This is a genomic window from Streptomyces antioxidans (genome assembly GCF_000968685.2).
Taxonomy (GTDB): Bacteria; Actinomycetota; Actinomycetes; order Streptomycetales; family Streptomycetaceae; genus Streptomyces; species Streptomyces antioxidans.
Window position 1 is genome coordinate 25,923 of record NZ_LAKD02000031.1, and the last position, 24,482, is coordinate 50,404.

A 24,482-nucleotide genomic window follows, 5' to 3' on the forward strand; every position below is an offset into this window, starting at 1 on the left:
CAGCCCCCTGACAGCGGCCCCGCTCCCCCCGGACCGCTGGTCAGACGGTCTCGGCGATCGGCGCCGCGGTCTCGGCCGCGGCCGCGTCGCCGTCGGCCGGCTTGGTGACGGCCCCGCGCAGCGGGACCTCCTTGACGAACCAGGCGGCGACGGCGCCGACGATGCTGATCAGCGCGCCCCACAGGAACACCTGGTGGGCACCGCTGGCCACCGCGTGGGTGTACGCGTCCCGGACGGGCGGCGGCAGCAGCTTGAGGCTGGCCGGGTCGAGCTGGGCGCTCCCGGAGGTGATGGCCGCGGCCTTGCCCCCGCCCCGCTCGGTCATGGTGTCCCGCACCTGGTTGGTGAACAGGGCGCCGAGGATGGCGACACCGAAGGAGCCGCCCAGGGTGCGGAAGAGGGTGGCGGAGGAGCTGCCGACGCCCATGTCCTTCATCTCGACGCTGTTCTGCGCCACCAGCATGGTCGTCTGCATCAGACAGCCCATGCCCATGCCGAGCAGCGCCATGAAGAGACCGGAGGTGAAGCGGGTGGTCTCGGTGTCCATCGTGGACAGCAGGAACATCCCGCCGGTGATGAAGAGACCGCCGACGATCGGGAAGATCTTGTACTTGCCGGTCACGGTGGTGACCCGGCCCGCGACCAGCGAGACCACCAGCATGCCCAGCAGCATCGGGAGCAGCAGCAGCCCGGAGTTGGTGGCCGTGGCGCCCTGGACGGTCTGCTGGTAGAGCGGCAGGAAGGTGGTCGAGCCGAACATCACGAAACCGGTGAGGAAGCCGATCGCGGTGACCAGCGTGAAGTTGAGGTTCCGGAAGATGTGCAGCGGCAGTACGGGCTCGGCGACCCGCCTCTCCACGTACAGGAACGCGGCGAGCGCGAGGACACCGACCGCCCCGAGCCCGACGATCTGGCCCGACCCCCAGGCGTACTCGTTGCCGCCCCAGGTGGTGATCAGCACGAGCGCGGTGATGCCCACGGTCAGCAGGGCCGCGCCGGTGTAGTCGATCCGGCCCTCGGAGCGCTTCTTCGGCAGGTGGAGCACGGCGGTGATCGCCGCGAGGGCGATGGCACCGAGCGGGAGGTTGATGTAGAAGATCCAGCGCCAGCCGAGGTGGTCGGTGAGCGTGCCGCCGACCAGCGGGCCACCGATCATGGCCACGGCCATCACACCGGCCATGATGCCCTGGTAGCGGCCGCGCTCCCGGGGCGGCACCAGATCACCGATGATCGCCATCACGCCGACCATCAGACCGCCCGCCCCCAGGCCCTGGATGGCCCGGAAGCCGATCAGCTCACCCATGGTCTGCGCCATACCGGACAGCGCCGAGCCGCCGAGGAAGATCGCGATGGAGGTGAGGAAGACGCCCTTGCGGCCGTACATGTCGCCGAGCTTGCCCCAGATGGGGGTCGAGGCGGCGGTGGCCAGGGTGTAGGCGGTCACCACCCAGGAGAGGTGGTCGAGCCCACCGAGCTCGCCGACGATGGTCGGCATCGCGGTGCCCACGATCATGTTGTCGAGCATCGCGAGCAGCATCGCGATCATCAGCGCGAAGATCACCACACTGGTGCTGCGCTGCTTGGGCTCGGCCTTGGCCGGGGGCTGCTGGGCCTCCCGGGCGGCCTGAGCCGGTGCCGAAGCGGATGGCGCTTCGTCGTCTGATTGTTTACGGACCATGTTCTCCGTCTCCCCCTGGGTGATGAGAGCCCTGACGCCCACTTACTTGCCGCCCGGCTAGTTCAGTACAGTAGAGAAGGTAAGGTGCCAACTAGCCGGGCGTCAAGTAAGTTAATTTCGGCCTGGCGAGGCAGCCAGACCAGCAGTACGGGAGAGCACCATGGGCAGCACACCGCGGCGGGGCGACACCCGTCAGCGCATCCAGGACGTGGCCCTGGCGCTCTTCGCGGAGCACGGCTACGAGAAGACGTCGCTGCGCGAGATCGCCGAGCAGCTCGAGGTCACCAAGGCCGCCCTCTACTACCACTTCAAGACCAAGGAGGACATCGTCCTCGGCCTGTTCCAGGACCTGGGCCGACCGCTGGACGAGCTGATCGCCTGGGGCGAGCAGCAGCCGCGCACCCTGGAGACCAAGCAGGAGCTGCTGCGCCGCTACAGCGTGGCCCTGGACATCGGCGAGCCACTGATGCGCTTCATGCAGGAGAACCAGGCCACGGTGCGCGAGCTGAGCATCGGCCAGATCTTCAAGGAGCGGATGCTCGCGATGTCCGCCCTGGTCCGGGACCCCGAGGCGCCCCTGGTCGAACAGGTCCGGAGCATCACCGCGCTGTTCAGCATGCATGCGCGGATGTTCGCGCTGCAGACGGTCGAGGGCGACCCCGGGGACAAGCGGCAGGCCGTCCTGGAGGTCGCCCTCGATCTGCTGGAGCAGGCGCACGCGTCGTCGGCTCGCGGATGACGCGTGAGCGCGGGGTGACGCGTGAGCGTCAGACCTTGACGCCGTGGTCGCGGAGGAACTTGAGCGGCTCGACGGCGGAGCCGTAGTTCGGCGTCGTACGGATCTCGAAGTGCAGGTGGGGGCCGGTCGAGTTGCCGGTGCTGCCGGACAGGCCGATCTGCTGGCCGGTGCTCACGGACTGCCCGATCCGCACGTCGATCCGGGACAGGTGGGCGTACTGCGAGTACGTCGCGTTGTCGTGCTTGATCACGATCGCGTTGCCGTACGCGGGGCCGTCACCGCCGCCGTTCGGGCCCGCCTTGACGACCACACCGCCGTGCGCGGCGTGCACCGGGGTGCCGGACGGCACGACGAAGTCCTGACCGCTGTGGTTCGACGACCACAGGTTGCCCGCGAGGCCGAAGGCCGCGCCTATCGAGTACTTGTCTACCGGGGTCTTCCAGGCGTCCGCCTTCGCGGGGGCCTTCGGGGCGGACACCTTCGCGGCGGCCTGGCTGACGGACGGGGCGGAGGCGGCCGTATCCGCCCCCACGGCGAACGCCGTACCGGCGCCGAGGGCGAGCGAGGCACCCAGGCCCACGGCGACCACGGCTGCGCGTCCTCGGGACACGGGGGTGAGCGAAAAACGGCGGCGGTTTGTGGCGCGCGGGGCCATGGGAAGTACCTCCAGAAGCGTCTTCGGAACGCCCCTTGTTATCCCGCTCCCGTTAATTGGCCAAGGCGTTCTTCTACTAAGTGGTTACGTAGTGAATTGCCTATGGGTGCCGTATCCCGCGCGGAATTCCCAGACATGCCCATGGCGCCTCTGACCTGCGCGATCCCCTATTTCCCGTAGTAGACCCCGAACGGTCTGTGTGGGATATCACCTTCGCCGGGACCTTCGGATGTCCGGTTCGGGACCAAGGGCCCGACCGCCCGGTCCCGCTGTACGCTGACGGCGGCCCGCCGTGGCCGGGGGCACACAACCGCCGGGGGGAATGGGACATGGATCCCGCGACCATGGGCGCTCGTCTCGCGTCGAGCGTCGTCACACCGCTCATCAAGAAGCTGTTCGTCAAGGAGGGTCCGGGCGCCGGGCTGGTGGAGCAGCCGGTCCGCGTCTCCTCCCTCGTCTCGTTCCGGGGCGAGAAGCGCACCCTGACCGAGAGGGACCTCGGCAAGCTCGCCGCCGAACTGGTCGTACAGGCCATCCGCACCGCCGGACCCGGCGAGCGGCCCTGCCCCGCCGACGAGGACGAGCTCGTGGCGGAGCAGCTGGCCACCATGCTGTACGCACTCGGCGACCTCGACATGGACGACGTCCAGGCGGTGCGGCTCGGCCACCGTGGGCTGGCCCATGAGCTGACCCGTGCCACCCATGCACAAGGGCGGAGCACGCCACCGCTGAGCCCCAGCGGCATGCTGTTCTTCCTGCGCCTGCTGCACACCGCCTGTCTGCACATCCTGCACTTCTTCACCCAGCGCTCGACGTTCGTCGCCCGCACCCTCGTCGAGCAGAGCGACCAGCTCAGCGAGCTGATCGCCAAGACCGATGTCCTGATCGAGCGGCTACCGTCACAGGCCGCACAGGACGCCGGGTTCGAGCGGCGGTACGCGGAGTACACAGTCGGCAAGCACTCCACGCTGACGATCGTCGGGGTCGACCTCAGCCACGCGGAGGCCACGTGGCCGCTGGACGCGGCGTATCTCAGTCTGGAGGCGGTCTCGTCCGGTGGGGAGCACCCGCTGGGCGACGCGTTCGCCGGTACGGCCGCCGACGCCCCGCAGCACGCCGCGCTCCCCGCCGATCGGGCGCTCTCCGGCCACCGGCGGGTGCTGTTACGCGGAATCGCGGGCTCCGGCAAGACCACGCTTGTGCAGTGGCTCGCCGTGTGCACCGCGCGGCAGGAGCCGCCGCGCGGCCTGGAGCAGTTGATCGGCCGCGTTCCGTTCGTCCTCCCCCTGCGGACGATCGCCCGCCAGGGGTCGCTGCCCTCCCCGGCCTCCTTCCTGGCTGCCGTCCACAACTCCTTGGACGGCGCCCAGCCGCACGGCTGGGCCGACCGCCTGCTGTCCGCCGGGCGCGGGCTGCTCCTGGTCGACGGCATCGACGAGATCCCCGAGCGCGACCGCGAGCGCACCCGCGCCTGGCTGTCCGACCTCCTGATCGCCTACCCGGACAACCTGTGGCTGGTCACCTCCCGCCCCTCCGCCGTCGCCGAAGACTGGCTGGCGGCGCAGGACTTCACCGAGTTCACGCTGTCCCCGATGAGCCGCGAGGACATGGCGGCGTTCATCGACCGCTGGCACGAGGCGGCGCGCCGGACCTGCCGTGGGGAGGAGGATCGGGCGGAGCTGAACGCGTACCAATCGGCCCTGCAGACCGCCGTCCGCACCAAGCAGGACCTGACGAGGCTCGCCACCAACCCGCTGATGTGCGGCCTGATCTGCGCCTTGCACCGCGCCCGGCGCGGCTATCTGCCGCCGGGCCGCAAGGCGCTGTACGACGCGGCGCTGTCGATGCTGCTGACGCGGCGCGACACCGAGCGCCACGTCTACGCACCGGGCGACGTCCAGCTGGACGAGGAGCCCCAGATCCAGCTCCTCCAGCGGCTCGCCTACTACCTGATCCGCAACGGCGAGGCCGAGCTGGACCGCGACCGCGCGGAGCGCCTGATCGAGGAGGCCCTTCCATCGGTCCCCGCCGCCCGCGCCCTCGGCGACGCGCCCGCCATCCTGCGCCATCTGCTGCTGCGCAGCGGGCTGTTGCGCGAGCCGTCGCTGACCACGGTGGACTTCGTCCACCGCACCTTCCAGGACTATCTGGGCGCGAAGGCGGCGGTGGAGGCGTGGGACGTCGGCCTGCTGATCCGGAACGCGCATGACGCGCAGTGGGAGGACGTCATCCGCATGGCGGTGGCCCATGCGCGCCCGCGCGAACGGGCGGAGCTGCTGCGCAAGCTGCTGGACGTGGCGCGGAGCAAGGACAGCGCCGAGTCGACGCCCCGTCTGTTCCTGCTGGCCATGGCCTGCCTGGAACACGCGCCCGACCTGGACCCGGCGATACGGGACGAGGTCACGCGGCACGCGATGGAGTTCGTCCCGCCCGTGACCATCCCGCAGGCGCGGGACCTGGCCACGGTGGGCCCCCTGGCGCTGGAGCTGCTTCCGGGCCCGGAGGGGCTGACGGACGAGGTCGCGGAGTGCTGCGTGGTGACGGCCTCCCGCATACCGGTGGACGCGGCGATCCCGTATCTGGCCCGTTTCGCCGACCACCCGGCGGTCGGGGTCCGCGCCCAACTGGCGTCGAGCTGGGGGCGGTTCGACACCGGGCGGTACTTCCATGAGGTGATCCTCCGTCTGGACCGGGACGGCCTGTACTTCGTGGCCGAGTCCATGGAGCAGTTGCGGTTGCTCCTGGACACGGGGCCGCGTCCGCGGCTCATCCTCCGAGGAGATTTCACGGAGGATGAGATCAGGGACAACCTCGATGGGGCGGAGCTGACCCGGCTCCGGCTGAACGGTAACCACGTACTCGAAGACCTCGGCGCCGCGATCGGTCACCTGACGAGCCTCGAAACGCTCTATCTGACCGACTGTCTCAGGGCCTTCTTCTTCACCGGCCTGTCCGATCTCCCCCTCCGCACCTTGATCTTCGAAACGCCGGGCCTGTCGGGCGTGGGCGTCGTGCCCTGGCACCTGGAGAAGCTGACATCGCTGAAGCGGCTGAAGGTCGCGATCGGACACGCACGGATGGAGCGCGACTTCCCGCCCAACATCACGTGGTTGGACCTGCACGTTCTGCACGAGTTCCTGGACGCCGCCTGGTTGCCCTCGGCGTTCCCCCGCCTTCGCCACCTGAACGTCCACTTTCCCGGTGGCGCCGACCGCCCCATCGACCTGTCCCCGCTCGCCGTCCTCCCCGACCTGGAGGCGGTCACGATCAACGCGGAGATCACGGGTGCCGCAAGCCTGCCCGGTGTCACGGTGACGGCCTCTTCCTCCTCCGCTCGGCGTTCAGGAGGCGCTGGTAGTCCGTGAGCACGCGCAGCAGCGCGAAGCCCGTGCCGAGGGGGATGGTGCCGAGTTCGAGTTGCGGTTGGCGGGGGTTGCTGAGGTCTGCCCGTATGTCGGGGAGCCGTACGCCGTGGGCGGCGAAGTCGTCGCGGAGGACCGTGGCGACCCGCTCGGCGGGAGTGGGGTTCATACGGGGCTTTTCGTGTGCGCGGGCGGGACGTTGAACTCGAACCACACCGCTTTGCCGGTGCCTTCGGTGGATTCGTCGAGGATCATGCCGCAGACATCGGAGAGGGCCGTGACCAAGAAGAGGCCGCGCCCGTTGGTCTCATGGCTTGCCGCGCGGCGGGGCGAGGGGAGTTCGGGGCTGTCGTCGTGGACGGTCACCCGGACGCGGTCGTGCTGGACGGTGGCGGCCATCCGTACGTCGCCCTTGCCGTGCCGGTGGACGTTGGTGACTAACTCGGATGTGCAGAGGGCTGCCGCCTCGGCGAGTTGTTCCAGGCCGGAGGCCGTGAAGACGCCGCGCACGAAGTCGCGGCACAGACGGGGTGAGGTGGGGAGAGCGGGGGCGGAGAGGGTGTAGCGGTGCGGGTGTTCCGGGTGTGCGGGTGCTCCCATGCGACGCCTCCGTGGCGCTTCGTAAACGGGCATCGTGCGGCCCCCACAGCTCCGCTGTGTGATTGCCACCACACACACGGTAGAGATGAAGGATGACAAGTTCAACCTGTGCGTCAGAATAAGTGGACCGGCCCACCCCCTGACGGCAGACTGTGGCCCACACCCTGAGGAGAGACCCCGTTGGCACTGCGAACCAACCCCACCGAGAGACAGCGCCGCCTTGGCGCAGAGCTGCGAAGGTTGCGCGAGCAAGCCGGGTTGACGCTGCATGAGGCGGGAGCGCTCATCGACATGGGGCGTGTGCACCTGACGCACATCGAGGGCGGCCGCACGGCAATCCCGAGCGAGCGGCTGCGTCGACTTTGCGAGGGTTACGGGTGCACAAGTGTGCCCCTTATCGAGGCGTTGGTCAGCCTCGGAGAAGACAAGGGCAAGGGCTGGTGGAGCGGTTACAAGGACGACATGCGCGCCGCAGCCCTCGACTTGGCGGAACTTGAGTCCCGTGCCATCGGGCTTCGCTCGTACGAGTCGCTGTTCATCCCCGGAATCTTCCAGTCGGAGGAATACACCCGCGCCATCTTTCGGGTCAGCGACATGGTGACGAACCCTTCCGACATCGACCGGGCAGTGGAGTTTCGGATGCGCCGCCAGGCGGCCCTCGCCGCTGAAGACCCGCCCACGATCCATGCCGTCATCCACGAGGCTGCGCTGCACATGCGGTTCGGCGGCTCGGCCGTGACGCGCAAGCAGTTGCTGCGGCTCATAGAATCGGCGGAACTGCCGCATGTGACGATTCAGGTCCTGCCCTTCGCGGCAGACGGCCTTCCGATGGCGAACACACCCTTCAACCTGATCGCTTCACACGGCGGGATTCTGGAAACCATCCAGTTGGATCACGCAAGCCAGTCCATGTTCCTCCACGACCCGGACTCGGTCGCCCAGTACCGAAGGCACTTCGACCGGCTCCGTGGCGTAGCCCTACCGCCAGTGGACACCAGCCCTTCCGTGATCAGCCATGACGTTCGAGATTCGCTCGGCCTGATCCGACACATCCTCTACAGCCATTACTAGGAAGCGTGGTCATGCCTGATCTCAAGTGGCGCAAGTCATCCTTCAGCACGGACGTCCACCAAAACTGCGTGGAACTCGCCGCCGCCCCCGACGGCATCCGCGTACGGGAGAGCGACGGGCCCGACGCGGTGGTCCGTACGACGCCCGCCGCGCTCGGCGTGTTCATACGTACCGTAAAGACTGGCCGCCTGGACCAGGTCGTCTGAGCGCGGGCCGGATGTCAGGTGCGGGCATCGTCTCGCGCGCTTCGCGCGATTGAGCAGCGGGGCAGGGGGCGGGGCGTAAGGCGCGTTGCCGGGCGCCGGGCCGGTGGGGGCCGTGCCGTGACGGCCATCGCGCTCGGGGGTCGCTGCCGATCCGGAGCGCGGCCCGGTGGGGGTACCTCCTCCGAAAACGCTTGACCAAAAGCAACTACCTTGTCAAAGGTTTTCGAGAGGGGTACCCCCTGCGGCGCCGCAGTGGACACGGAGTCCGGCGACGGGCCTCGCCCCCGCGCACGGATGCCACCACCGGCGGTCGCCCCCACCGGCCCGGCGGTCGGCAACGCGCCCGGCACCACCGCCCCCCCCTTGCCCCGATGCTCAATCGCGCGAAGCGCGCGAGACGGCGCCGCACCCGACCGACGCGCGGCCGCACCCGACCAACGCGGCACCGCCGACCGATACGGCACCCCCGACCGAGGCGGCCCGTCGGGCGAGCAGGACGGCACACCGGGGGCGTCCTCCCGGCGGAGCGGCCGGTATGCGCCGCCGTCCACCACCCAGACGGCGCCGGGCACGAACTCGTGTCGCGGGACGGCATCGACCGCGCGCCGCACCCACGGCTCGGTGATGTCGAGCGCCTCGGCCGCCCGGGCGTGGAGCCCTTCCAGGTCGGCCACTTGCGATCCACGGTGAGCCTCCTGGCATCGCCAAGTGGCCGGTGTGCGCTTCGCCCGTCGAGGAGCGATGGAGCGCGTACCCACCAGCCGGGGGCACGGCTGGCCGGAGGGGGCCTCCGGTACTTGACCCTGACGTTGACGTCAGGTTTTAGCTTGGCCGGGCCGTGCGATTCCGCGCGGTGATGACGTCCGGTCAAGGAGTATCCACGTGTCCATAAGCAGGAGCGCCGAGCGTGCGGCCCAGGTGCTGTCGCGTCCCTTCGCCGTGGGCGGGCTCACCGCGCGCAATCGGATCGCCATGGCGCCGATGACCCGCATGTTCTCGCCGGGCGGCGTGCCCAATGCCGAGGTCGTGGCGTACTACGCGCGCCGCGCCGCCGCCGGGGTGGGGCTGATCATCACCGAGGGGACCTATGTCGAGCACCCCTCGGCGGGGCTGAGCGACCGGGTGCCGCGGTTCTACGGGGAGGACGCCCTGGCCGGGTGGGCCGAGGTCGTGAAGCGGGTGCATCTCGCGGGTGGACGGATCGCGCCGCAGATCTGGCATGTGGGGGTCTCCCGGGAGGAGGGGGCGCCCCCGCACCCCGAGGCGCCCGTGCTGAGCCCGTCCGGCGTCGGGCTGAACGGACAGCCGGCCGGGCGGGCCATGACGCGGGGCGACGTGGACGCGGTGATCGCCGCGTTCGCCGACGCGGCCGCCGCGGCCGAGCGGATCGGCTTCGACGGGGTCGAACTCCACGGGGCGCACGGGTACTTGATCGACCAGTTCCTGTGGGGCGCCACGAACCGCCGTACCGATGCCTACGGCGGCGACCCGGCGTCGAGGGTCCGCTTCGCGGCCGAGCTGGTGGCGGCCTGCCGTAAGGCCGTCTCCGCCGAGTTCCCGATCATCTTCCGTACGTCCCAGTGGAAGCAGGACCACTACGACGTGCGGATGGCCGGGACCCCGCAGGAGCTGGAGGCGCTGCTCACCCCGCTCGCGGAGGCGGGGGTCGATGTCTTCCACTCGTCCACCCGCCGTTACTGGGTGCCGGAGTTCGAGGGCTCGGACCTGAACCTCGCGGGCTGGACGAAGAAGCTCACCGGGAAGCCGACGGTCACGGTCGGCTCGGTCGGCCTGAACCAGGACTTCCTGCCGACGTTCGTGCCCGGAACCGGCAGCGAGCAGGCGCAGGTGGCCGATATCGAGAATCTGCTGGACCGGCTGGAGCGGGACGAGTTCGATCTCGTGGCCATCGGGCGGGCGCTGCTCGCCGACCCCGAGTGGGCCGAGAAGGTGCTGACCGGGCGCGCGGACGCGCTCGTGCCGTACTCCAGGGAACAGCTCGGCACCCTGCACTGAGCAGCCGTAGGGGATGACCGGTTCAGCCCATGTGGGTGGCCGGTTTCGCACCCTGTTGAGAGGATTGACACGGTTCGCTCCCCTGGGAACCACGGAGAACAAGGAGAGCCGGTCATGTCCAAACGACTGCATGTGGGCAACTTGAGCTACCAGACGACGACACAGGACCTGGCAACCCTGTTCGGGCAGTTCGGCGAGGTGCTGGACGCCACCGTGATCACCGACCGGGAGAGCGGCCGCTCCCGGGGGTTCGGGTTCGTGGAGATGGACGAGATGGCCGCCGAGAAGGCGATGGCCCAGCTCGACGGCCACGAGATGGACGGCAGGGCGGTGACGGTCACCGAGGCGAGGGCCGTCTCACGCGGCACGCGCTGAGAAACGGCACGTGTACGGAAGGAAAAAACGGAACGTGCCGTTCGCCACGTAGCGCCGCTAGGACTTGCGGGTGGAGCAGTGTGCCGTGGTGGTATGGACTGATGCGATCCCCCACACGCATATCTTCACCCCAGCCCCCATATCCTCACGGCCGTTCACCCGGTGTTCATTACCGGAACCCGTACGAGGAACTTGCCGACCTGGCCGACCCGTACGATCCGGACGACCCCCTCGGCCTCGGCCTCGGCCTGACCTCGGACGATGACGACGACGCCGACGCCGGCGGGCGCGGAGACGGGCAAGCCGCCGCGGCTACGGGCTCCGGGTCCGGGGGCGGCGAGCGGTGGTCACCGCCCAACCACCGGCGCTCCTCCCGGCGTCGGCGCGGCCGCTTCCGTGCGGTGCCGCGCACCGCGAAGGCGCTGATCGGGCTGGTCGTGCTGGCCCTGCTGCTGGTGCTGGGCGACCGCTGCGCGGTGATGTACGCCGAGCGCAAGGCCGAGCAGGAGCTGCAGAAGAGGCTGAACCTGGCCACGGCACCGAACGTGACCATCCACGGCTTCCCGTTCGTCACCCAGCTGCTGGGCAAGGACCTCCAGCAGGTCGACATCGCCGTACCGGACGTGGCGGCCGACCGTGTCTCGATCGCCGAGGTGCGCGCCCAGGCCCAGGACATCCGGATCGTGGGGGATCTGCCCAGCTCCTTCCGGGGTGCGACGGTGGGCCGGATGAAGGGCGATGTGCTGCTGTCCTTCGAGGACCTCAGCCGGGAACTGGGCGCCTCCCAGGTGCGGTTCCGGGCGCTGGGGCCCAGCTCGGTGCGGGCGGACGGGAAGCTGCCGGTCGCGGGCCAGCAGGTGTCGCTGCACGCACAGGCACATATCCGGCGCCAGGGAGACCGTGGGATCTCCACCAGCGTCACCGATATGCGGCTGGACATCCCCGGGATCGCCACCTACCGGCCGGGCCCCGAGCCGCGCGCCGGGCTGTATCTGCACAAGAAGGCGGCCCAGCAGATCAGCGAGGACTCCGAGAAGGCGAAGGCGCTACTGGCGATCCCCTCGGTGGCGAAGAAGCTCGGGGTGTCGCCGGTGGAGGCGGGGAAGGCGCTGAACGACGAGCGGAAGCTGGACGAGATCACGGACTCGCCGCGGTTCGTGCCCGCGCTGCTCGCGGTCAACCTCGTCCAGGCGGCCAATGACCATCCCCAGCTGGCCAGGAAGCTCGGCATCGATCCGACGGTGGCGGCGGCGCTGGCGCGGCTGAAGGTGCCGGAGCTGACGGACAAGCTGGAGCTCTCCTTCCAGCTGCCCGAAAAGGCCAAGGGCATCCGGCTGGCGAACATCGGCGTCTCCCCGGAGGGGATCCGGGCCGATCTGACCGGCGCGGGGCTGCATTACGGAAAGAACCGCTAGGCCTCCGCTGGACCGGGGTTACGGGTGGACCCGCGGGAACCGGGCCGGAGGACGCGGCTCAGCCGAGGTCCATCTCCGGTGGAGCCGTCGGCGCGCCCGGGAGCCTCACCCAGGCGACCGTGCCGCCGCCCGGGGCCGGTTCCAGCCCCACCTGGCCGCCCGACTGCTGGACCGTACGGGCCACGATCGACAGGCCGAGGCCGGAGCCGGGCATGCTGCGGGCGGACGGGGAGCGCCAGAAGCGCTCGAAGACATGCGGCAGTTCCTCGGCGGGGATCCCGGGGCCATGGTCCCGCACCCGTACCTCTCCGCTTCTGAGGGCAACGTCGATCACACCACCCGAAGGGCTGAACTTCACGGCGTTGTCCAGCAGATTGACCAGGGCCCGCTCCAGGGCGGTCGCCTCACCGCGTACGTACCACGGCTCGATCGAGGCGTTGATCGTGAGATGGGTGCCGCGCAGCCGGGCCCGCTCCAGGGCCGTCCGCACCACCTCGTGCAGGGCGACCACCTGCGGGGGGCCGCTGCCGGGCACGGCGTCGGGACGGGACAGCTCCTGAAGGTCGCCGATCAGCGCCGCCAGCTCGGTCATCTGGGCCTTGACGCTCCCCATGAGCGCCTTACGGTCGGCGGGCGGCAGCGCGCGGCCGGTCTCCTCGCTGCGCGCGAGCAGTTCGATATTGGTCCGCAGCGAGGTCAGCGGGGTGCGCAGCTCATGCCCCGCGTCCCCGATCAGCTGCTGCTGGCGGTCGCGTGAGGAGGCGAGCGCCGCCGTCATGGAGTTGAACGACCGGGACAGCCGGGCGATCTCGTCATCGCCCTCGGTCGGGATGCGCACGGCCAGGTCCTCGGTGCGGGCCACGTGCTCGACCGCCTCGGTCAGCCGGTCCACGGGCTTGAGCCCGGTCCTGGCGATCCACAGGCCCGCCGCCCCCGCGCCGACGACGCCGACCCCGGCGACGAGCGCCAGGACCAGCGCGAGCGTGCCCAGCGGATGCTCGACCTCGCTCAGCGGACGCGCCATGGAGACCGCGATCCCGCGCGGCAGCGGGCTGCCGGGGCCGGTGGCCGGCCGGTAGGTGAACACCCGCATGCCCTCGCCGCCCGCGCCCGTCGCGTCATGCAGCGCGCTCGGCCGCTCCCCGGCGGCCACCCCCACATCGGCGGTGGTCACCGGCAGCTTGGTCGCCCCGGGCTGGGTGCAGCGGCTCCCGTCGGCCAGCACGATCTGCACGGAGTACGAGCCGAGGGCGTGCGGGGTGCGGTCGTCGGCGCCGTCGGGGCTCTGGCACGCCTCCAGGATGCTCAGCACATTGCGCTCGTCCACCGTGACGTTGCGCAGGGACGAGTCGAGCTGGGCGCTGAGCTGCTCCCGGACGATCAGCCAGCACGCGAACGCGGAGACCGCCACCGCCACCGCGACCGCCATGGCGGTCAGCAGGGCCAGCCGCGAGCGCAGCGGCAGTCTGTGGGGGCTCACGAGGGCTCGCCCTCCGCGGACCGCAGGACGTACCCCACCCCGCGCACGGTGTGCACGAGCCGCGGCTCGCCGCCCGCCTCCGTCTTACGGCGCAGATACATCACGTACACGTCCAGCGAGTTGGACGACGGCTCGAAGTCGAAGCCCCACACCGCCTTGAGGATCTGCTCACGGGTGAGCACCTGACGGGGGTGGGCCAGGAACATCTCCAGCAGGGTGAACTCGGTCCGGGTCAGCTCCACGCGGCGCCCGCCGCGGGCGACCTCGCGGGTCGTCAGGTCCATCCGGAGATCGCCGAAGGCCAGCACATCCCCCTCGGGCGGCGGCGCGCCCTGCTGGGCGGCGTAGGAGGTGCGGCGCAGCAGGGCGCGGATGCGGGCCAGCAGTTCGTCGAGTTCGAAGGGTTTGACGAGGTAGTCGTCGGCGCCCGCGTCGAGCCCGGTGACCCGGTCGCCGACCGTGTCCCGCGCGGTGAGCATCAGGATCGGCAGCGTCACCCCGGTGGCGCGCAGCCGCCGCGCGGCGGTCAGCCCGTCCATCCGGGGCATCAGCACGTCGAGCACGATCAGCTCGGGGTCGTAGGAGCCGACCTTGTCCAGCGCGTCCAGCCCGTCCACGGCGGTCTCGGTCGCGTAGCCCTCGAAGACGAGGCTGCGCCGCAGGGCTTCCCTGACGGCCGGCTCGTCGTCGACGATCAGGATGCGGGCCGGCTGATCGCCGTGGTCGGCGGGGCTCATGGGTCGGTTCCTTAAACGGTGGCGGTGGGGCGGGGAGGTGGCCGCGGCGGGCTGTGCGGCGCTGCTGCCAGCCTCGCACGTCCCTCAGCTGTTGCTGTCGCTTCCGCCCGCGCGGAGGGAGGCCAGGTCGGACTTGACGGTGTTGACCGGGATCGAGAAGCCGAGGCCGACGCTGCCCGCGCTGCTGGAGCTCTGGCCCGAGGCCGCGGAGTACATCGCCGAGTTGATGCCGATGACCTGGCCGCTCATGTTGATCAGCGCGCCGCCGGAGTTGCCGGGGTTGAGCGAGGCGTCGGTCTGGATGGCCTTGTAGGTGGTGGTCGAGGAGCCGACGTCGCCGTTGTACCGGCCGCCGCCGAACTCGAACGGCCACTGTCCGCCGCCGCCCGGCCCCTGACCGTCCTGCCCCTGCCCCTGGTCCGCGGAGACGGTGACGTCACGGTCGAGCGCGGAGACGATGCCGCTGGTGACGGTGCCGGTAAGGCCCTCCGGCGAGCCGATGGCCACGACCTGGTCGCCCACCGTGACCTTGCTGGAGTCGCCGAGGGACGCGGCCTTCAGCCCGCTCGCGCCCTCCACCTTGATCAGGGCGAGGTCCTTCTTGCTGTCGGTGCCGACGACCGTCGCGGTCTTCTTGCTGCCGTCGCTGAAGGTCACCTTGATCGCGTCGGCGCCGGAGACCACATGGTTATTGGTGATGATCTCGCCGCCGCTGGTGATGACCACGCCGGAGCCGGTGGACTGGCCGCTGGTGCCGCTGGCGCTGACCTCCACGATGCTGGGGCTGACGGCCGCCGCTACGGCGGAAACCCCGCTGCGGCTGCTGGAGTTGGCGTTGACCACGGGGGTGGAGACCGTGGTGTCGGACTTCTGGGTGGCGTGGGTGACCAGCGCGGCAGCCCCGCCGCCCACGAGCGCCGAAACGGCCGCCACGGCCGCGATCAGCGCGACCGGCCGCGAGGCCCGCGCCCTGCGCCGCCCCCCGCTACCGTGCGCCCCCTCACTCGCGAACGCGCCGCCGTCCTCCCCGGCGCCGCCGCCACTGCCACTGCCACCACTGCCACCGTCACTGCCGCTGCCGTCGCCCGGCCATACGGTGACCCCGGACGGCGTGGTGACCGGCTGCTGGGGCTGATACGCGGGCGGATCGGGATATCCCGCACCGCCGCCGTACGCGTAGGGATAGGGCTCGTCTGCGCCGCTGCGGCGTGTGCTGTCCGTCATGTCTATGACTGTGCGGCCGGAGTATGAGAGTCCTCTGAGGGTCCGCTGAGAACCCCACCAGAAGTCGGTATGCCCGACATAAGGTCCCCCACGGGGCCGGGCCGCAGGGCCCGACCCGGGCCAGCGGCGCGAAGCGCTATGCGCAGCCGCAGGAGTGGCGGACCACCAGGGCCGACGGGAACTGCTTGAGCCGTTCGCGGCGGGAGCTGGCGAGGCGTACGCCGTCGTCCAGGACGAGGTCGACCGCGGCGCGCGCCATCGCGGGGCGGTCGGAGCCGACCGTGGTCAGCGGGGGGTCGGTGAGATGGGCTTCCTTCACATCGTCGAAACCGGCCACCGCCAGCTCCCCGGGGACATCGAGCCGCAGCTCACGCGCCGCCCGCAGCACCCCGAACGCCTGGTCGTCGGTGGCGCAGAAGATGGCCGGGGGCCGGTCGGGACCGGCGAGCAGTTCGAGGGCGACCTTGTAGGCGTCGTACCGGTTGTAAGGGGCCTGGAAGAGCCGCCCGTCCGTCGGCCGCCCCGCCTCGTGCATCGCGCGGCGCCAGCCCTCCACATGGTCGGTGACCGGGTCGCCGACGGTCGGGGTTATCTCGGTGCCGCCGAGGCAGGCCACGTAGTCATAGCCGTGCTCGAGCAGATGCCGGACCGCGAGCTGCGCGCCCCCGATGTCGTCCAGCACCACCGCCACGTCGTCGATCGCCTCGGGGCGCTCGTGCAGCAGCACCACCCGGGCGTCCCACGCCTCGATCTCCGCCGCCGCGTTCTCGCTCGGGCCCTGGCTGATGAGGATCAGCCCGGACACCCGCATCCCCAGGAAGGCGCGCAGATAGTGCACCTCGCGCTCGTCCAGGTAGTCCGAGTTGCCGACCAGCACCATCTTTCCGCGCTCGGCGGCCGCCTGCTCGACGGCGTGCGCCATCTCCGCGAAGAACGGCTGCCGGGCGTCCGGGACGATCAGCCCTATGAGATCGGTCCGGCGGCTCGCCATCGCCTGCGCGACCCGGTCCGGCCGGTAGCCGAGCTCCTTGATCGCGGCGAGCACCCGCTCGCGCGTGGCCGGGGCGACCGGCCGGGGTCCGTTATTGATGACATAGCTGACGACCGCGGTCGACGTTCCCGCAAGCCTTGCCACATCATCCCGCGTCACCTTGGCCACGCGCGAAGTCTACGCGGGTCCAGCTAGCTATTGGCCGGTCGTGCGTGGGCCTGGCTATCGGCCGGTCGTACGGCTAACTGTTGGCCGGTCGCGCGGCAGCCGCCCTCGACGCGGCGCCCAGCGCGCCGTCGGGGCGCCCGCCCCGTGCCGCACCGCCCGTTCCGGTGTCCCGGGCAACGCCACCCGCTCCGGCGTCCCGCTCCCGCGCGGCACCGCCCGCACTGGCGTCCCGTGCGGCGCCGCCCGGCCCGGCGTCCCGCGCCGCGGCCTTGGCCCGGGCCTCCTCCGCGGCGCGCTCGACCTTCTCCGGCGCGACGAAGCGGTAGCCCACGTTCCGCACCGTGCCGATCAGGGACTCGTGCTCCGGGCCCAGCTTGGCGCGCAGCCGCCGGACGTGGACGTCCACGGTGCGGGTGCCGCCGAAGTAGTCATAGCCCCAGACCTCCTGGAGCAGCTGCGCCCGGGTGAAGACCCGGCCGGGGTGCTGGGCGAGGTACTTCAGCAGCTCGAACTCCTTGAAGGTGAGATCGAGCACACGCCCCTTGAGCTTGGCGCTGTAGGTGGCCTCATCGACCGACAGATCGCCGTTGCGGATCTCCATCGGGCTGTCGTCGGTGGTGATCTGCTGGCGGCCCGTGGCCAGCCGCAGCCGGGCCTCGACCTCCGCCGGGCCCGCGGTGTCCAGCAGGACGTCGTCCACGCCCCAGTCGGCGGTGACGGCGGCGAGCCCGCCCTCGGTCACCACCAGGATCAGCGGACAGCCGGGACCGGTGGACCGCAGCAGCTGGCACAGGCTGCGCACCTGCGGCAGATCACGGCGGCCGTCGATCAGGATGACGTCGGCGCCCGGGGTGTCCACCAGGGCGGGGCCTTCGGCGGGGGCCACCCGCACGCTGTGCAGCAGCAGGCCGAGGGCGGGGAGCACCTCCGTCGAGGGCTGGAGTGCGTTGGTCAGCAGCAGCAGGGAACTCATCGTCCATCACCTGCCCAGGCCGTCTTCTCGAGGTTGTGCACGCTTCGCTCGCCCATTACGTCGGTTCCTCCTCGGTCCCTTGCGAGAGGGGCACCTCCCGGGCCGTGCCCGGGGGAGTCTGCGGCTACTACTTCGTACGGTCACGCTCCGCGCCCTTGGAGCGACGGTGCGCTCAAACGCGCACCCCGCCCCGAAAGCACAAAAGGACCCGGGGGCGACGTTGCCCGGATCCTCTTCACGACAGAATAACCCACATGACATGTGCCCGAGAGGCTGAATCCGCTCCCCGTTGTCCTTCCACGGCCGCCGCGGGGGAGCAACGGGCCACGCTCCTGACCGATGACGGGGTCTCGATCGAGGCGCGCTACGAGCCTTCCCCGGTCTCCGGCACCGAACCCTCCGACCAGGTCGCGCTGGTGGTCGGACACGGTTTCTCCGGCGCCCTGGAGCGCCCCGCGCTGCGGCGGGTGGCCTCGGCGTTCCGCCAGCGCACAGCCGTGATCACGTTCTCGTTCCGGGGCCATGGGCGGTCCGGCGGACGGTCCACGGTCGGCGATCGCGAGGTGCTGGACCTGACCGCCGCGGTGCGCTGGGCACGCGGGCTCGGGCATCGGCGGGTCGCCACGGTCGGCTTCTCGATGGGCGGGTCGGTGGTGGTCCGGCAGGCGGCGCTGTGCGGGAAGACCGATGAAATCCAGCCGTTGCACGGCGTACACCAGGGGGAGCGCACAGGGCGCTCACCGGGGCGCACGGTCGGCGCACCCGGGCCCCTCGGGGCGGCCCGCGGGTCCGCCGGATGGGCCGATGGCGCGGCGCCCGATGCCGTCGTCGCCGTGAGCTCACCCGCCCGCTGGTACTACCGCGGCACCGCGCCCATGCGGCGGCTCCACTGGGCGATCACCCGGCCGACGGGGCGGCTGGTCTCCCGCTACGGGCTGCGCACCCGCGTCGACCCCGGCGGCTGGGTCGTCGATCCGCTGTCCCCGGTGGCCGCGGCGCCGCTGATCGCGCCGACGCCGCTGCTGATCGTGCACGGCGACCGGGATCCGTACTTTCCGCTGGACCATCCGCGGATGCTGGCGTCGGCGGCGGACCCGGCCGCCTCGGAGCTGTGGATCGAACCGGGCTACGGCCACGCCGAGACCGCCGCCTCCCCCGAGCTGCTGAGCCGCATCGCCGACTGGGCCGCGGCCCACGCCGCTGCCCACGCCTGACCCGTGCCGGGGCGGCCGTCCACGCGGTCCCCGGCGGTCGCCTATTCGGTTTCCGTCACTTATTCGGTTTCCGCCAGCTATTCGGTTTCCGCCACCGGCTCGGCGAACTGGGACGCGTAGAGCCGCGCGTACGCACCCCCGGCCGCGAGCAGCGCGTCGTGCGAGCCCTGCTCCACGATCCGCCCCGACTCCATCACCAGGATCACGTCCGCGTCCCTGATGGTCGACAGCCGGTGGGCGATCACGAAGCTCGTACGGCCGCTGCGCAGCGAGGCCATCGCCCGCTGGATGAGGACTTCAGTACGGGTGTCGACCGAGCTGGTGGCCTCGTCCAGCACCAGGATCGAGGGCTCGGAGAGGAACGCCCGGGCGATCGTGATCAGCTGCTTCTCACCGGCGCTGACATTGGAGCCCTCTTCGTCGATCACCGTGTCGTAGCCGTCCGGCAGCATCCGTACGAAGCGGTCCACATAGGTGGCCTTCGCCGCCGCCACGATCCGCTCGGAGCTCGCCCCCTCCGCGCCGTACGCGATGTTCTCGGCGATCGTGCCGCCGAACAGCCAGGTGTCCTGGAGCACCATCCCGATGTGGGAGCGCAGCTCCTCCCGTGACATCTCGGCGACGTCCACCCCGTCCAGCGTGATCCGCCCGCCGTTGACCTCGTAGAACCGCATCAGCAGATTGACCAGGGTGGTCTTCCCGGCGCCGGTCGGTCCGACGATGGCCACGGTCTGGCCCGGCCGCACCGACAGCGAAAGACCGTCGATGAGCGGCGTCTCCGGCTGGTAGCGGAAGGAGACGTCCTCGAACGCGACCTGCCCGCCGCGCACCGCCTCCGGCCGCCCCGCCTCCACCGGCTCGGCGCTCTGCTCCGGCGCGTCCAGCAGCTCGAAGACCCGCTCGGCGGAGGCCACCCCCGACTGCACCAGGTTGGCCATGGACGCCACCTGGGTGAGCGGCTGGCTGAACTGCCGGGAGTACTGGACGAACGCCTGGACATCGCCGATCGACAGCGCGCCGGAGGCCACCCGGAGCCCGCCGACCACGGCCACCAGCACATAGTTGAGGTTGCCGATGAACATCATCGACGGCTGGATCAGGCCGGAGATGAACTGGGCCCGGAAGCCCGCCCCGTAGAGCTTGTCGTTCTGCTCCCGGAAGGCTTGCGCGGACTCCTTCTCCCGTCCGAAGACCTTCACCAGCGCATGGCCGGTGTACATCTCCTCGATATGGGCGTTGAGCTTGCCCGTGGTCTTCCACTGGGCGACGAACTGCGGCTGGGCGCGCTTGCCTATGCGCGTGGTCACCCACACCGAGACCGGGACGGTGATCAGCGCCACCAGCGCCAGCAGCGGAGAGATCCAGAACATCATCGACAGCACGCCCACGATCGTCAGCAGCGAGGCCATGATCTGGCTGAGGGTCTGCTGCAGCGTCTGCTGGACGTTGTCGATGTCGTTGGTGGCGCGGGAGAGCACATCGCCGCGCGACTGCTTGTCGAAGTACGACAGCGGCAGCCGTGCCAGCTTGTGCTCCACGTCCTCACGCAGCCGGAAGACCGTGCGCTGGACGACGAGCGTCGCCACCCGCGCCTGGACCAGGCCCAGGAGCGAGGCGGCCAGATACAGCGCCGTGACCCACAGCAGCACACCGCCGACCGCGTGGAAGTCGATGCCCTGGCCCGGCGTGACGTCCATCGAGGCGACCATGTCGGCGACCGTGCCCCGGCCCTCGTCGCGCAGCGACTGGACGGCCTGCTCCTTGCTGACGCCGTCGGGCAGCTGCCGTCCGACGATGCCCGAGAAGATCAGGTCGGTGGCCTCGCCGAGGATCTTCGGACCCGCCACCGTGAGCCCGGTGCTGACCGTGCACAGTGCGAGCACCAGCAGGACGGTCCCGCGCTCGGGGCGGAGCCGGGCCAGCAGCCGGCGGCCGGAGCCGCGGAAGTCCATGGACCGCTCGGTGGGCTGCCCGCCCAGGAAGCGGGCGGGACCGGCGGCGGGCGCCGGCCCCCTGCGGGGCGCGGTGGGGCCGCTCATGCGGCCTCCTCCTCGCGGGGCGCCGTGGGGCCGCTCATGCCGCCTCCTCCTCGGTGAGCTGGGACAGCACGATCTCGCGATAGGTCTCATTGGCGGCCATCAGCTCACCGTGGGTACCGGCGCCGACGATCCGCCCCGCGTCGAGGACCACGATCAGATCGGCGCCGCGGATGGTGGACACCCGCTGGGCGACGATGACGACCGTCGCGTTGTCCGTCTCGTCCGCGAGCGCCGCCCGCAGCCGGGCGTCGGTGGCGTAGTCGAGCGCGGAGAAGGAGTCGTCGAAGAGGTAGACGGACGGCCTGCGGACCAGGGCGCGGGCGATCGCCAGCCGCTGCCGCTGGCCGCCGGACACATTGGTCCCGCCCTGGGCGATCGGGGCGTCCAGACCGCCCTCCATGGCCGCCACGAACTCCCGTGCCTGGGCGGTCTCCAGGGCCCGCCACAGCTCCTCGTCGGTGGCCTCTGGGTCGCCGTACCGCAGGTTCGAGGCGACGGTACCGGCGAAGAGGTACGGCTTCTGCGGCACCAGCCCGATGGTCCGGGTCATCGCCTCGGGGTCGAGGTCGCGCACATCCACCCCGTCGAGGTGGACGCTGCCGTCGGTCGCGTCGAACAGCCGCGGCACCAGCCCGAGCAGGGTCGACTTGCCGCTGCCGGTGGAGCCGATGACGGCGGTGGTCCGGCCGGGGCGGGCGGTCAGTGAGATGTCGCGCAGCACGGGCGCGTCGGCGCCGGGGTAGCGGAACTCCACGCCCCGCAGCTCCAGCAGCCCCCGTCCGGCGTCGGCGGGCGTGGGCGTGACGGGCACCAGCGGCGGTACGACACTGGTCCCGGTGTCCAGCACCTCCTGGATCCGCTCGGCGCACACCTCGGCCCTCGGCACCATCATGAACATGAAGGTGGCCATCATCACCGAGGACAGGATCTGCATCAGATAGCTGAGGAACGCGGTCAGCGCGCCGATCTGCATCCCGCCGCTGTCGATGCGGTGTCCGCCGAACCAGACGACGGCCACGCTGGAGACGTTCACCACCAGCATCACGGACGGGAACATCAGCGACATCAGCCGCCCGGCGCGCAGCGAGACGTCCATCAGGTCGGTGTTGGCGGTGGTGAAGCGGTCGCGCTCATGGGTGTCGCGGACGAAGGCGCGGATGACCCGGATCCCGGTGATCTGCTCGCGCAGCACCCGGTTGACGGTGTCGATGCGCCGCTGGACGTGGCGGAACAGGGGCCGCATCCGGCTGGCGACGAGCGTCACCACGAGGCCCAGGGCCGGAATGATGAGCAGGAGCAGCCCGGACAGCGGCACGTCCTCCCTGAGCGCCATGACGACACCGCCGACGCACATGATCGGCGCCGACGCCATCAGCGTGAAGGCCATCAGGCACAGCATCTGCACCTGCTGGACGTCGTTGGTGGTGCGGGTGATCAGGGACGGCGCGCCGAAGTGGCCCATCTCCCGGGCGGAGAAGGACTGCACCCGGTCGAAGACGGCGGCGCGCACATCGCGGCCGAGCGCCATGGCGGTGCGGGCGCCGAAGTAGACGGCTCCCGCGGCGCACACGATCTGGACAAGGGTGATGGCGATCATCACTCCGCCGACCCGGAGGATGTAGCCGGTGTCCCCCTTCACCACTCCGTTGTCGATGATGTCCGCGTTCAGCGCGGGCAGGTAGAGCGTGGCGAGGGTCTGTACCAGCTGCAGTAAGACGATCAGCGTGATCGTTCGGGTATAGGGCCTCAGATACGCCCGTATCAGTCGTACCAGCACACGGAAACCTTAGGTGACTCCCGTCTCGAACCGGCCGTATCTTCGACGAACCGCGTGTGGTCCCGGGCTCGGTCCCGCACCCGTCATCATGGAGGCGGCAGATGACGGGAAAGGGATCGCGATGGCGATGATGAGCACGCCCGCCGGGACCATCCGGTACTGGGCCGCGGCCCGCGCGGCGGCCGGCACCGCGGAGGAGCCGTACACCGCGTGGACGCTGGCGGAGGCGCTCGACGTGGCCCGGCAGCGGCACACCGCGCGGCCGGAGTTCGCGCGGGTCCTGCTGCGCTGTTCGTTCCTGGTCGACGGAACTCCGGTCGGCACCCGTGACCACAAGACGATCCAACTCGCCGAGGGCGGCACGGTCGAGGTGCTCCCGCCGTTCGCAGGAGGGTGAACCCCGAGCTCATGAGCAACCAGCCGCACCAGCCCAACGAGCCTCATCAGCCCCACGAGCCTCATCAGCAGCAAGGTCAGCAGCCGTATCCCCCGTACGGGTCGTACGAGGCTCCTTACGGGGGGCACGACCAGAGCGCGCATCCTTACGGCGCTCACGGCGGCAGCGGCCAGGGTGCCCAGCAGCCGGCCGACTGGCAGGGGTACCCGGGGTATCCACAGCAGGCGGGGTATCCACAGCAGCAGGGGTACGCCCAGGCCCAGCCGCCCCAGTACCCGCACCCGCAGCAGCCCTACCAGCAGCAGCCGTACCCGGATCCCTACGCCGCCGCCCAGCAGGGCCACCAGGGGCAGCAGAGCCAGCAGCCGCACCAGGGCCATCAGGGCCAGTACGCCCCGGGCTGGGATCGGCAGCAGCCGTACCAGCAGCCCGCCGACCCGTCCCAGGCGCCGTACCAGACCCCGGCGCAGACCCCCGCCCCGGCTCAGGCCCAGGCCGCGACCGCGACCGCCGAGCCGCCCGCCCCGCAGCCCGACCGGCCGCTCACCGCCGCCGAGAAGGCCAAGGCCGAGGGCCGCCCGCAGATCCTCCACCCGGGGTTCGTCCCCGCCGTGCTGACCTCCGTGCTCGCCGCGCTGCTCGCGGCCACCGCGCCGCTGGGCCGCCCGGCGGTCGCCGTCGCGGTGGCGGCGCTCCAGGCGGTCACGGCGGCCGGCTGGTTCCGGCTGAACGGCATGTGGCCCGCCCGGCAGGGCATCGCGCTCGCCTTCGCGGGCGGTCTGGCCGCCGATGTCGGCCTGCTCGCCACCGAGCCGTCACACGCCCCTACGGTCGTCATCGGCACCATCGGCGTCTGGCTGCTGCTGGTGCTGATCCTCCAGCTGCGCAGCCACGCCTCCCCGGACGAGCGGCTGTACGGCCTTACGGCCGCCGTGGCGGCCACGGCCCTCGCCGTGCTCGCGGCCGGACATCTGGCCGCCGTCGCCGAGTCCTCGGACGCCGTGGTGGTGGGGGCCGCGGCCGTCGCCGTGGCCGTGCTCGTCCGGGCGCTGCCGCTGCCGACGGCCGCCGCCGTCGTGGTCGCTCTTGCGGCCGCCGCGGGCGCCGGGGTCGGGGCCGGGCAGCTCACCGGAACGGGCACCTCCACCGCCGCGCTGCTCGGGTTCGCGGCCGGGGCGTGCGCGCTGATCGGCCACCGGGTGGCCAGCTACGACTACCCCTCGCGCTTCGTCCACATGACGGCCGGCGTGGCGCTGCCGCTCGCGGCCGCCGCCCCGGTGGTCTATGTGATCGGCCGCGCCCTGGGCTGACTCCCCGGTCCCCGTTCATCCGCTCCGGATAGGCTCGCAGGCCTCAGGCGCGAGG

Annotated in this window: 22 protein-coding genes; 10 read left to right on the forward strand and 12 right to left on the reverse strand. The window is 70.9% G+C overall.

Annotated features, from left to right (window positions below):
* Positions 1-40: 40 nt before the first annotated feature.
* The gene (locus VT50_RS13060) at positions 41-1,678 is read right to left on the reverse strand and encodes an MDR family MFS transporter (RefSeq protein WP_276207305.1); all 1,638 of its coding nucleotides are present in this window, start codon (positions 1,676-1,678) and stop codon (positions 41-43) included.
* A gap of 160 nt (positions 1,679-1,838) precedes the next feature.
* On the opposite strand from VT50_RS13060, the gene VT50_RS13065 reads away from it, so the two are divergent.
* The gene (locus tag VT50_RS13065; protein WP_046087768.1) at positions 1,839-2,417 is read left to right on the forward strand and encodes a TetR/AcrR family transcriptional regulator; all 579 of its coding nucleotides are present in this window, start codon (positions 1,839-1,841) and stop codon (positions 2,415-2,417) included.
* A 28-nt stretch (positions 2,418-2,445) separates the two neighbouring features.
* On the opposite strand, the gene VT50_RS13070 is transcribed toward VT50_RS13065, so the two are convergent.
* Positions 2,446-3,072, reverse strand: a complete 627-nt coding sequence (locus VT50_RS13070) for a M23 family metallopeptidase (RefSeq protein ID WP_046087769.1) — start codon at positions 3,070-3,072, stop codon at positions 2,446-2,448.
* 329 nt (positions 3,073-3,401) lie between these two features.
* On the opposite strand from VT50_RS13070, the gene VT50_RS13075 reads away from it, so the two are divergent.
* A complete protein-coding gene (locus tag VT50_RS13075) occupies positions 3,402-6,437 on the forward strand; it encodes an NACHT domain-containing protein (RefSeq protein WP_046087770.1) in 3,036 nt (1,011 codons plus the stop codon).
* On the opposite strand, the gene VT50_RS13080 is transcribed toward VT50_RS13075, so the two are convergent.
* A complete protein-coding gene (locus VT50_RS13080) occupies positions 6,379-6,603 on the reverse strand; it encodes a hypothetical protein (RefSeq protein ID WP_046087771.1) in 225 nt (74 codons plus the stop codon). The genes VT50_RS13075 and VT50_RS13080 overlap by 59 nt on opposite strands.
* Positions 6,600-7,034, reverse strand: coding sequence for an ATP-binding protein (locus tag VT50_RS13085; protein WP_046087772.1), 435 nt, complete (start codon positions 7,032-7,034; stop codon positions 6,600-6,602). The genes VT50_RS13080 and VT50_RS13085 overlap by 4 nt, the downstream gene beginning before the upstream one ends.
* Positions 7,035-7,214: 180 nt before the next feature.
* Between VT50_RS13085 and VT50_RS13090 the strand changes: the two genes are divergently transcribed.
* From VT50_RS13090 to VT50_RS13105, 4 genes are all read left to right on the forward strand, one after another.
* A complete protein-coding gene (locus VT50_RS13090; RefSeq protein ID WP_046087773.1) occupies positions 7,215-8,105 on the forward strand; it encodes a helix-turn-helix domain-containing protein in 891 nt (296 codons plus the stop codon).
* Between the two features lie 11 nt (positions 8,106-8,116).
* Positions 8,117-8,311 (forward strand): DUF397 domain-containing protein, encoded by a 195-nt coding sequence (locus tag VT50_RS13095; protein ID WP_046087774.1) that lies wholly within the window; start codon positions 8,117-8,119, stop codon positions 8,309-8,311.
* 882 nt (positions 8,312-9,193) lie between these two features.
* The gene (locus VT50_RS13100; protein ID WP_046087775.1) at positions 9,194-10,327 is read left to right on the forward strand and encodes an NADH:flavin oxidoreductase; all 1,134 of its coding nucleotides are present in this window, start codon (positions 9,194-9,196) and stop codon (positions 10,325-10,327) included.
* A 114-nt stretch (positions 10,328-10,441) separates the two neighbouring features.
* Positions 10,442-10,702: an RNA recognition motif domain-containing protein gene (locus tag VT50_RS13105; protein WP_046087776.1), complete on the forward strand. Its 261-nt coding sequence runs from the start codon at positions 10,442-10,444 to the stop codon at positions 10,700-10,702.
* A 155-nt stretch (positions 10,703-10,857) separates the two neighbouring features.
* Here VT50_RS13105 and VT50_RS40400 read toward each other — a convergent pair whose 3' ends face one another.
* Positions 10,858-11,004, reverse strand: coding sequence for a hypothetical protein (locus VT50_RS40400; RefSeq protein WP_240529154.1), 147 nt, complete (start codon positions 11,002-11,004; stop codon positions 10,858-10,860).
* A 99-nt stretch (positions 11,005-11,103) separates the two neighbouring features.
* On the opposite strand from VT50_RS40400, the gene VT50_RS13110 reads away from it, so the two are divergent.
* The gene (locus VT50_RS13110) at positions 11,104-12,117 is read left to right on the forward strand and encodes an LmeA family phospholipid-binding protein (protein ID WP_240529155.1); all 1,014 of its coding nucleotides are present in this window, start codon (positions 11,104-11,106) and stop codon (positions 12,115-12,117) included.
* A 58-nt stretch (positions 12,118-12,175) separates the two neighbouring features.
* On the opposite strand, the gene VT50_RS13115 is transcribed toward VT50_RS13110, so the two are convergent.
* From VT50_RS13115 to VT50_RS13135, 5 genes are all read right to left on the reverse strand, one after another.
* Positions 12,176-13,546: a HAMP domain-containing sensor histidine kinase gene (locus VT50_RS13115; RefSeq protein WP_240529159.1), complete on the reverse strand. Its 1,371-nt coding sequence runs from the start codon at positions 13,544-13,546 to the stop codon at positions 12,176-12,178.
* Positions 13,547-13,593: 47 nt separating this feature from the next.
* A complete protein-coding gene (locus VT50_RS13120) occupies positions 13,594-14,334 on the reverse strand; it encodes a response regulator transcription factor (RefSeq protein WP_046087779.1) in 741 nt (246 codons plus the stop codon).
* A gap of 84 nt (positions 14,335-14,418) precedes the next feature.
* Positions 14,419-15,558, reverse strand: coding sequence for a S1C family serine protease (locus VT50_RS13125; protein WP_046087780.1), 1,140 nt, complete (start codon positions 15,556-15,558; stop codon positions 14,419-14,421).
* 136 nt (positions 15,559-15,694) lie between these two features.
* Positions 15,695-16,717, reverse strand: a complete 1,023-nt coding sequence (locus VT50_RS13130; RefSeq protein ID WP_046087781.1) for a LacI family DNA-binding transcriptional regulator — start codon at positions 16,715-16,717, stop codon at positions 15,695-15,697.
* A gap of 73 nt (positions 16,718-16,790) precedes the next feature.
* Positions 16,791-17,690: a response regulator transcription factor gene (locus VT50_RS13135; RefSeq protein WP_046087782.1), complete on the reverse strand. Its 900-nt coding sequence runs from the start codon at positions 17,688-17,690 to the stop codon at positions 16,791-16,793.
* Positions 17,691-17,944: 254 nt separating this feature from the next.
* On the opposite strand from VT50_RS13135, the gene VT50_RS13140 reads away from it, so the two are divergent.
* Complete coding sequence (locus VT50_RS13140; protein ID WP_078840806.1) at positions 17,945-18,904, forward strand: alpha/beta hydrolase; 960 nt, start codon at positions 17,945-17,947, stop codon at positions 18,902-18,904.
* A 77-nt stretch (positions 18,905-18,981) separates the two neighbouring features.
* Here the strand turns inward: VT50_RS13140 and VT50_RS13145 are convergent, their stop codons facing one another.
* Positions 18,982-20,943, reverse strand: a complete 1,962-nt coding sequence (locus VT50_RS13145) for an ABC transporter ATP-binding protein (protein WP_046087783.1) — start codon at positions 20,941-20,943, stop codon at positions 18,982-18,984.
* Between the two features lie 34 nt (positions 20,944-20,977).
* The gene (locus VT50_RS13150; RefSeq protein WP_158083204.1) at positions 20,978-22,720 is read right to left on the reverse strand and encodes an ABC transporter ATP-binding protein; all 1,743 of its coding nucleotides are present in this window, start codon (positions 22,718-22,720) and stop codon (positions 20,978-20,980) included.
* Between the two features lie 121 nt (positions 22,721-22,841).
* Between VT50_RS13150 and VT50_RS13155 the strand changes: the two genes are divergently transcribed.
* Positions 22,842-23,117 carry a MoaD/ThiS family protein gene (locus VT50_RS13155; protein ID WP_206269403.1) on the forward strand — a complete coding sequence of 92 codons (276 nt, stop codon included), beginning with the start codon at positions 22,842-22,844 and terminating at the stop codon, positions 23,115-23,117.
* Positions 23,118-23,128: 11 nt separating this feature from the next.
* Positions 23,129-24,427, forward strand: a complete 1,299-nt coding sequence (locus tag VT50_RS13160; protein ID WP_046087816.1) for a hypothetical protein — start codon at positions 23,129-23,131, stop codon at positions 24,425-24,427.
* Positions 24,428-24,482: the final 55 nt, after the last annotated feature.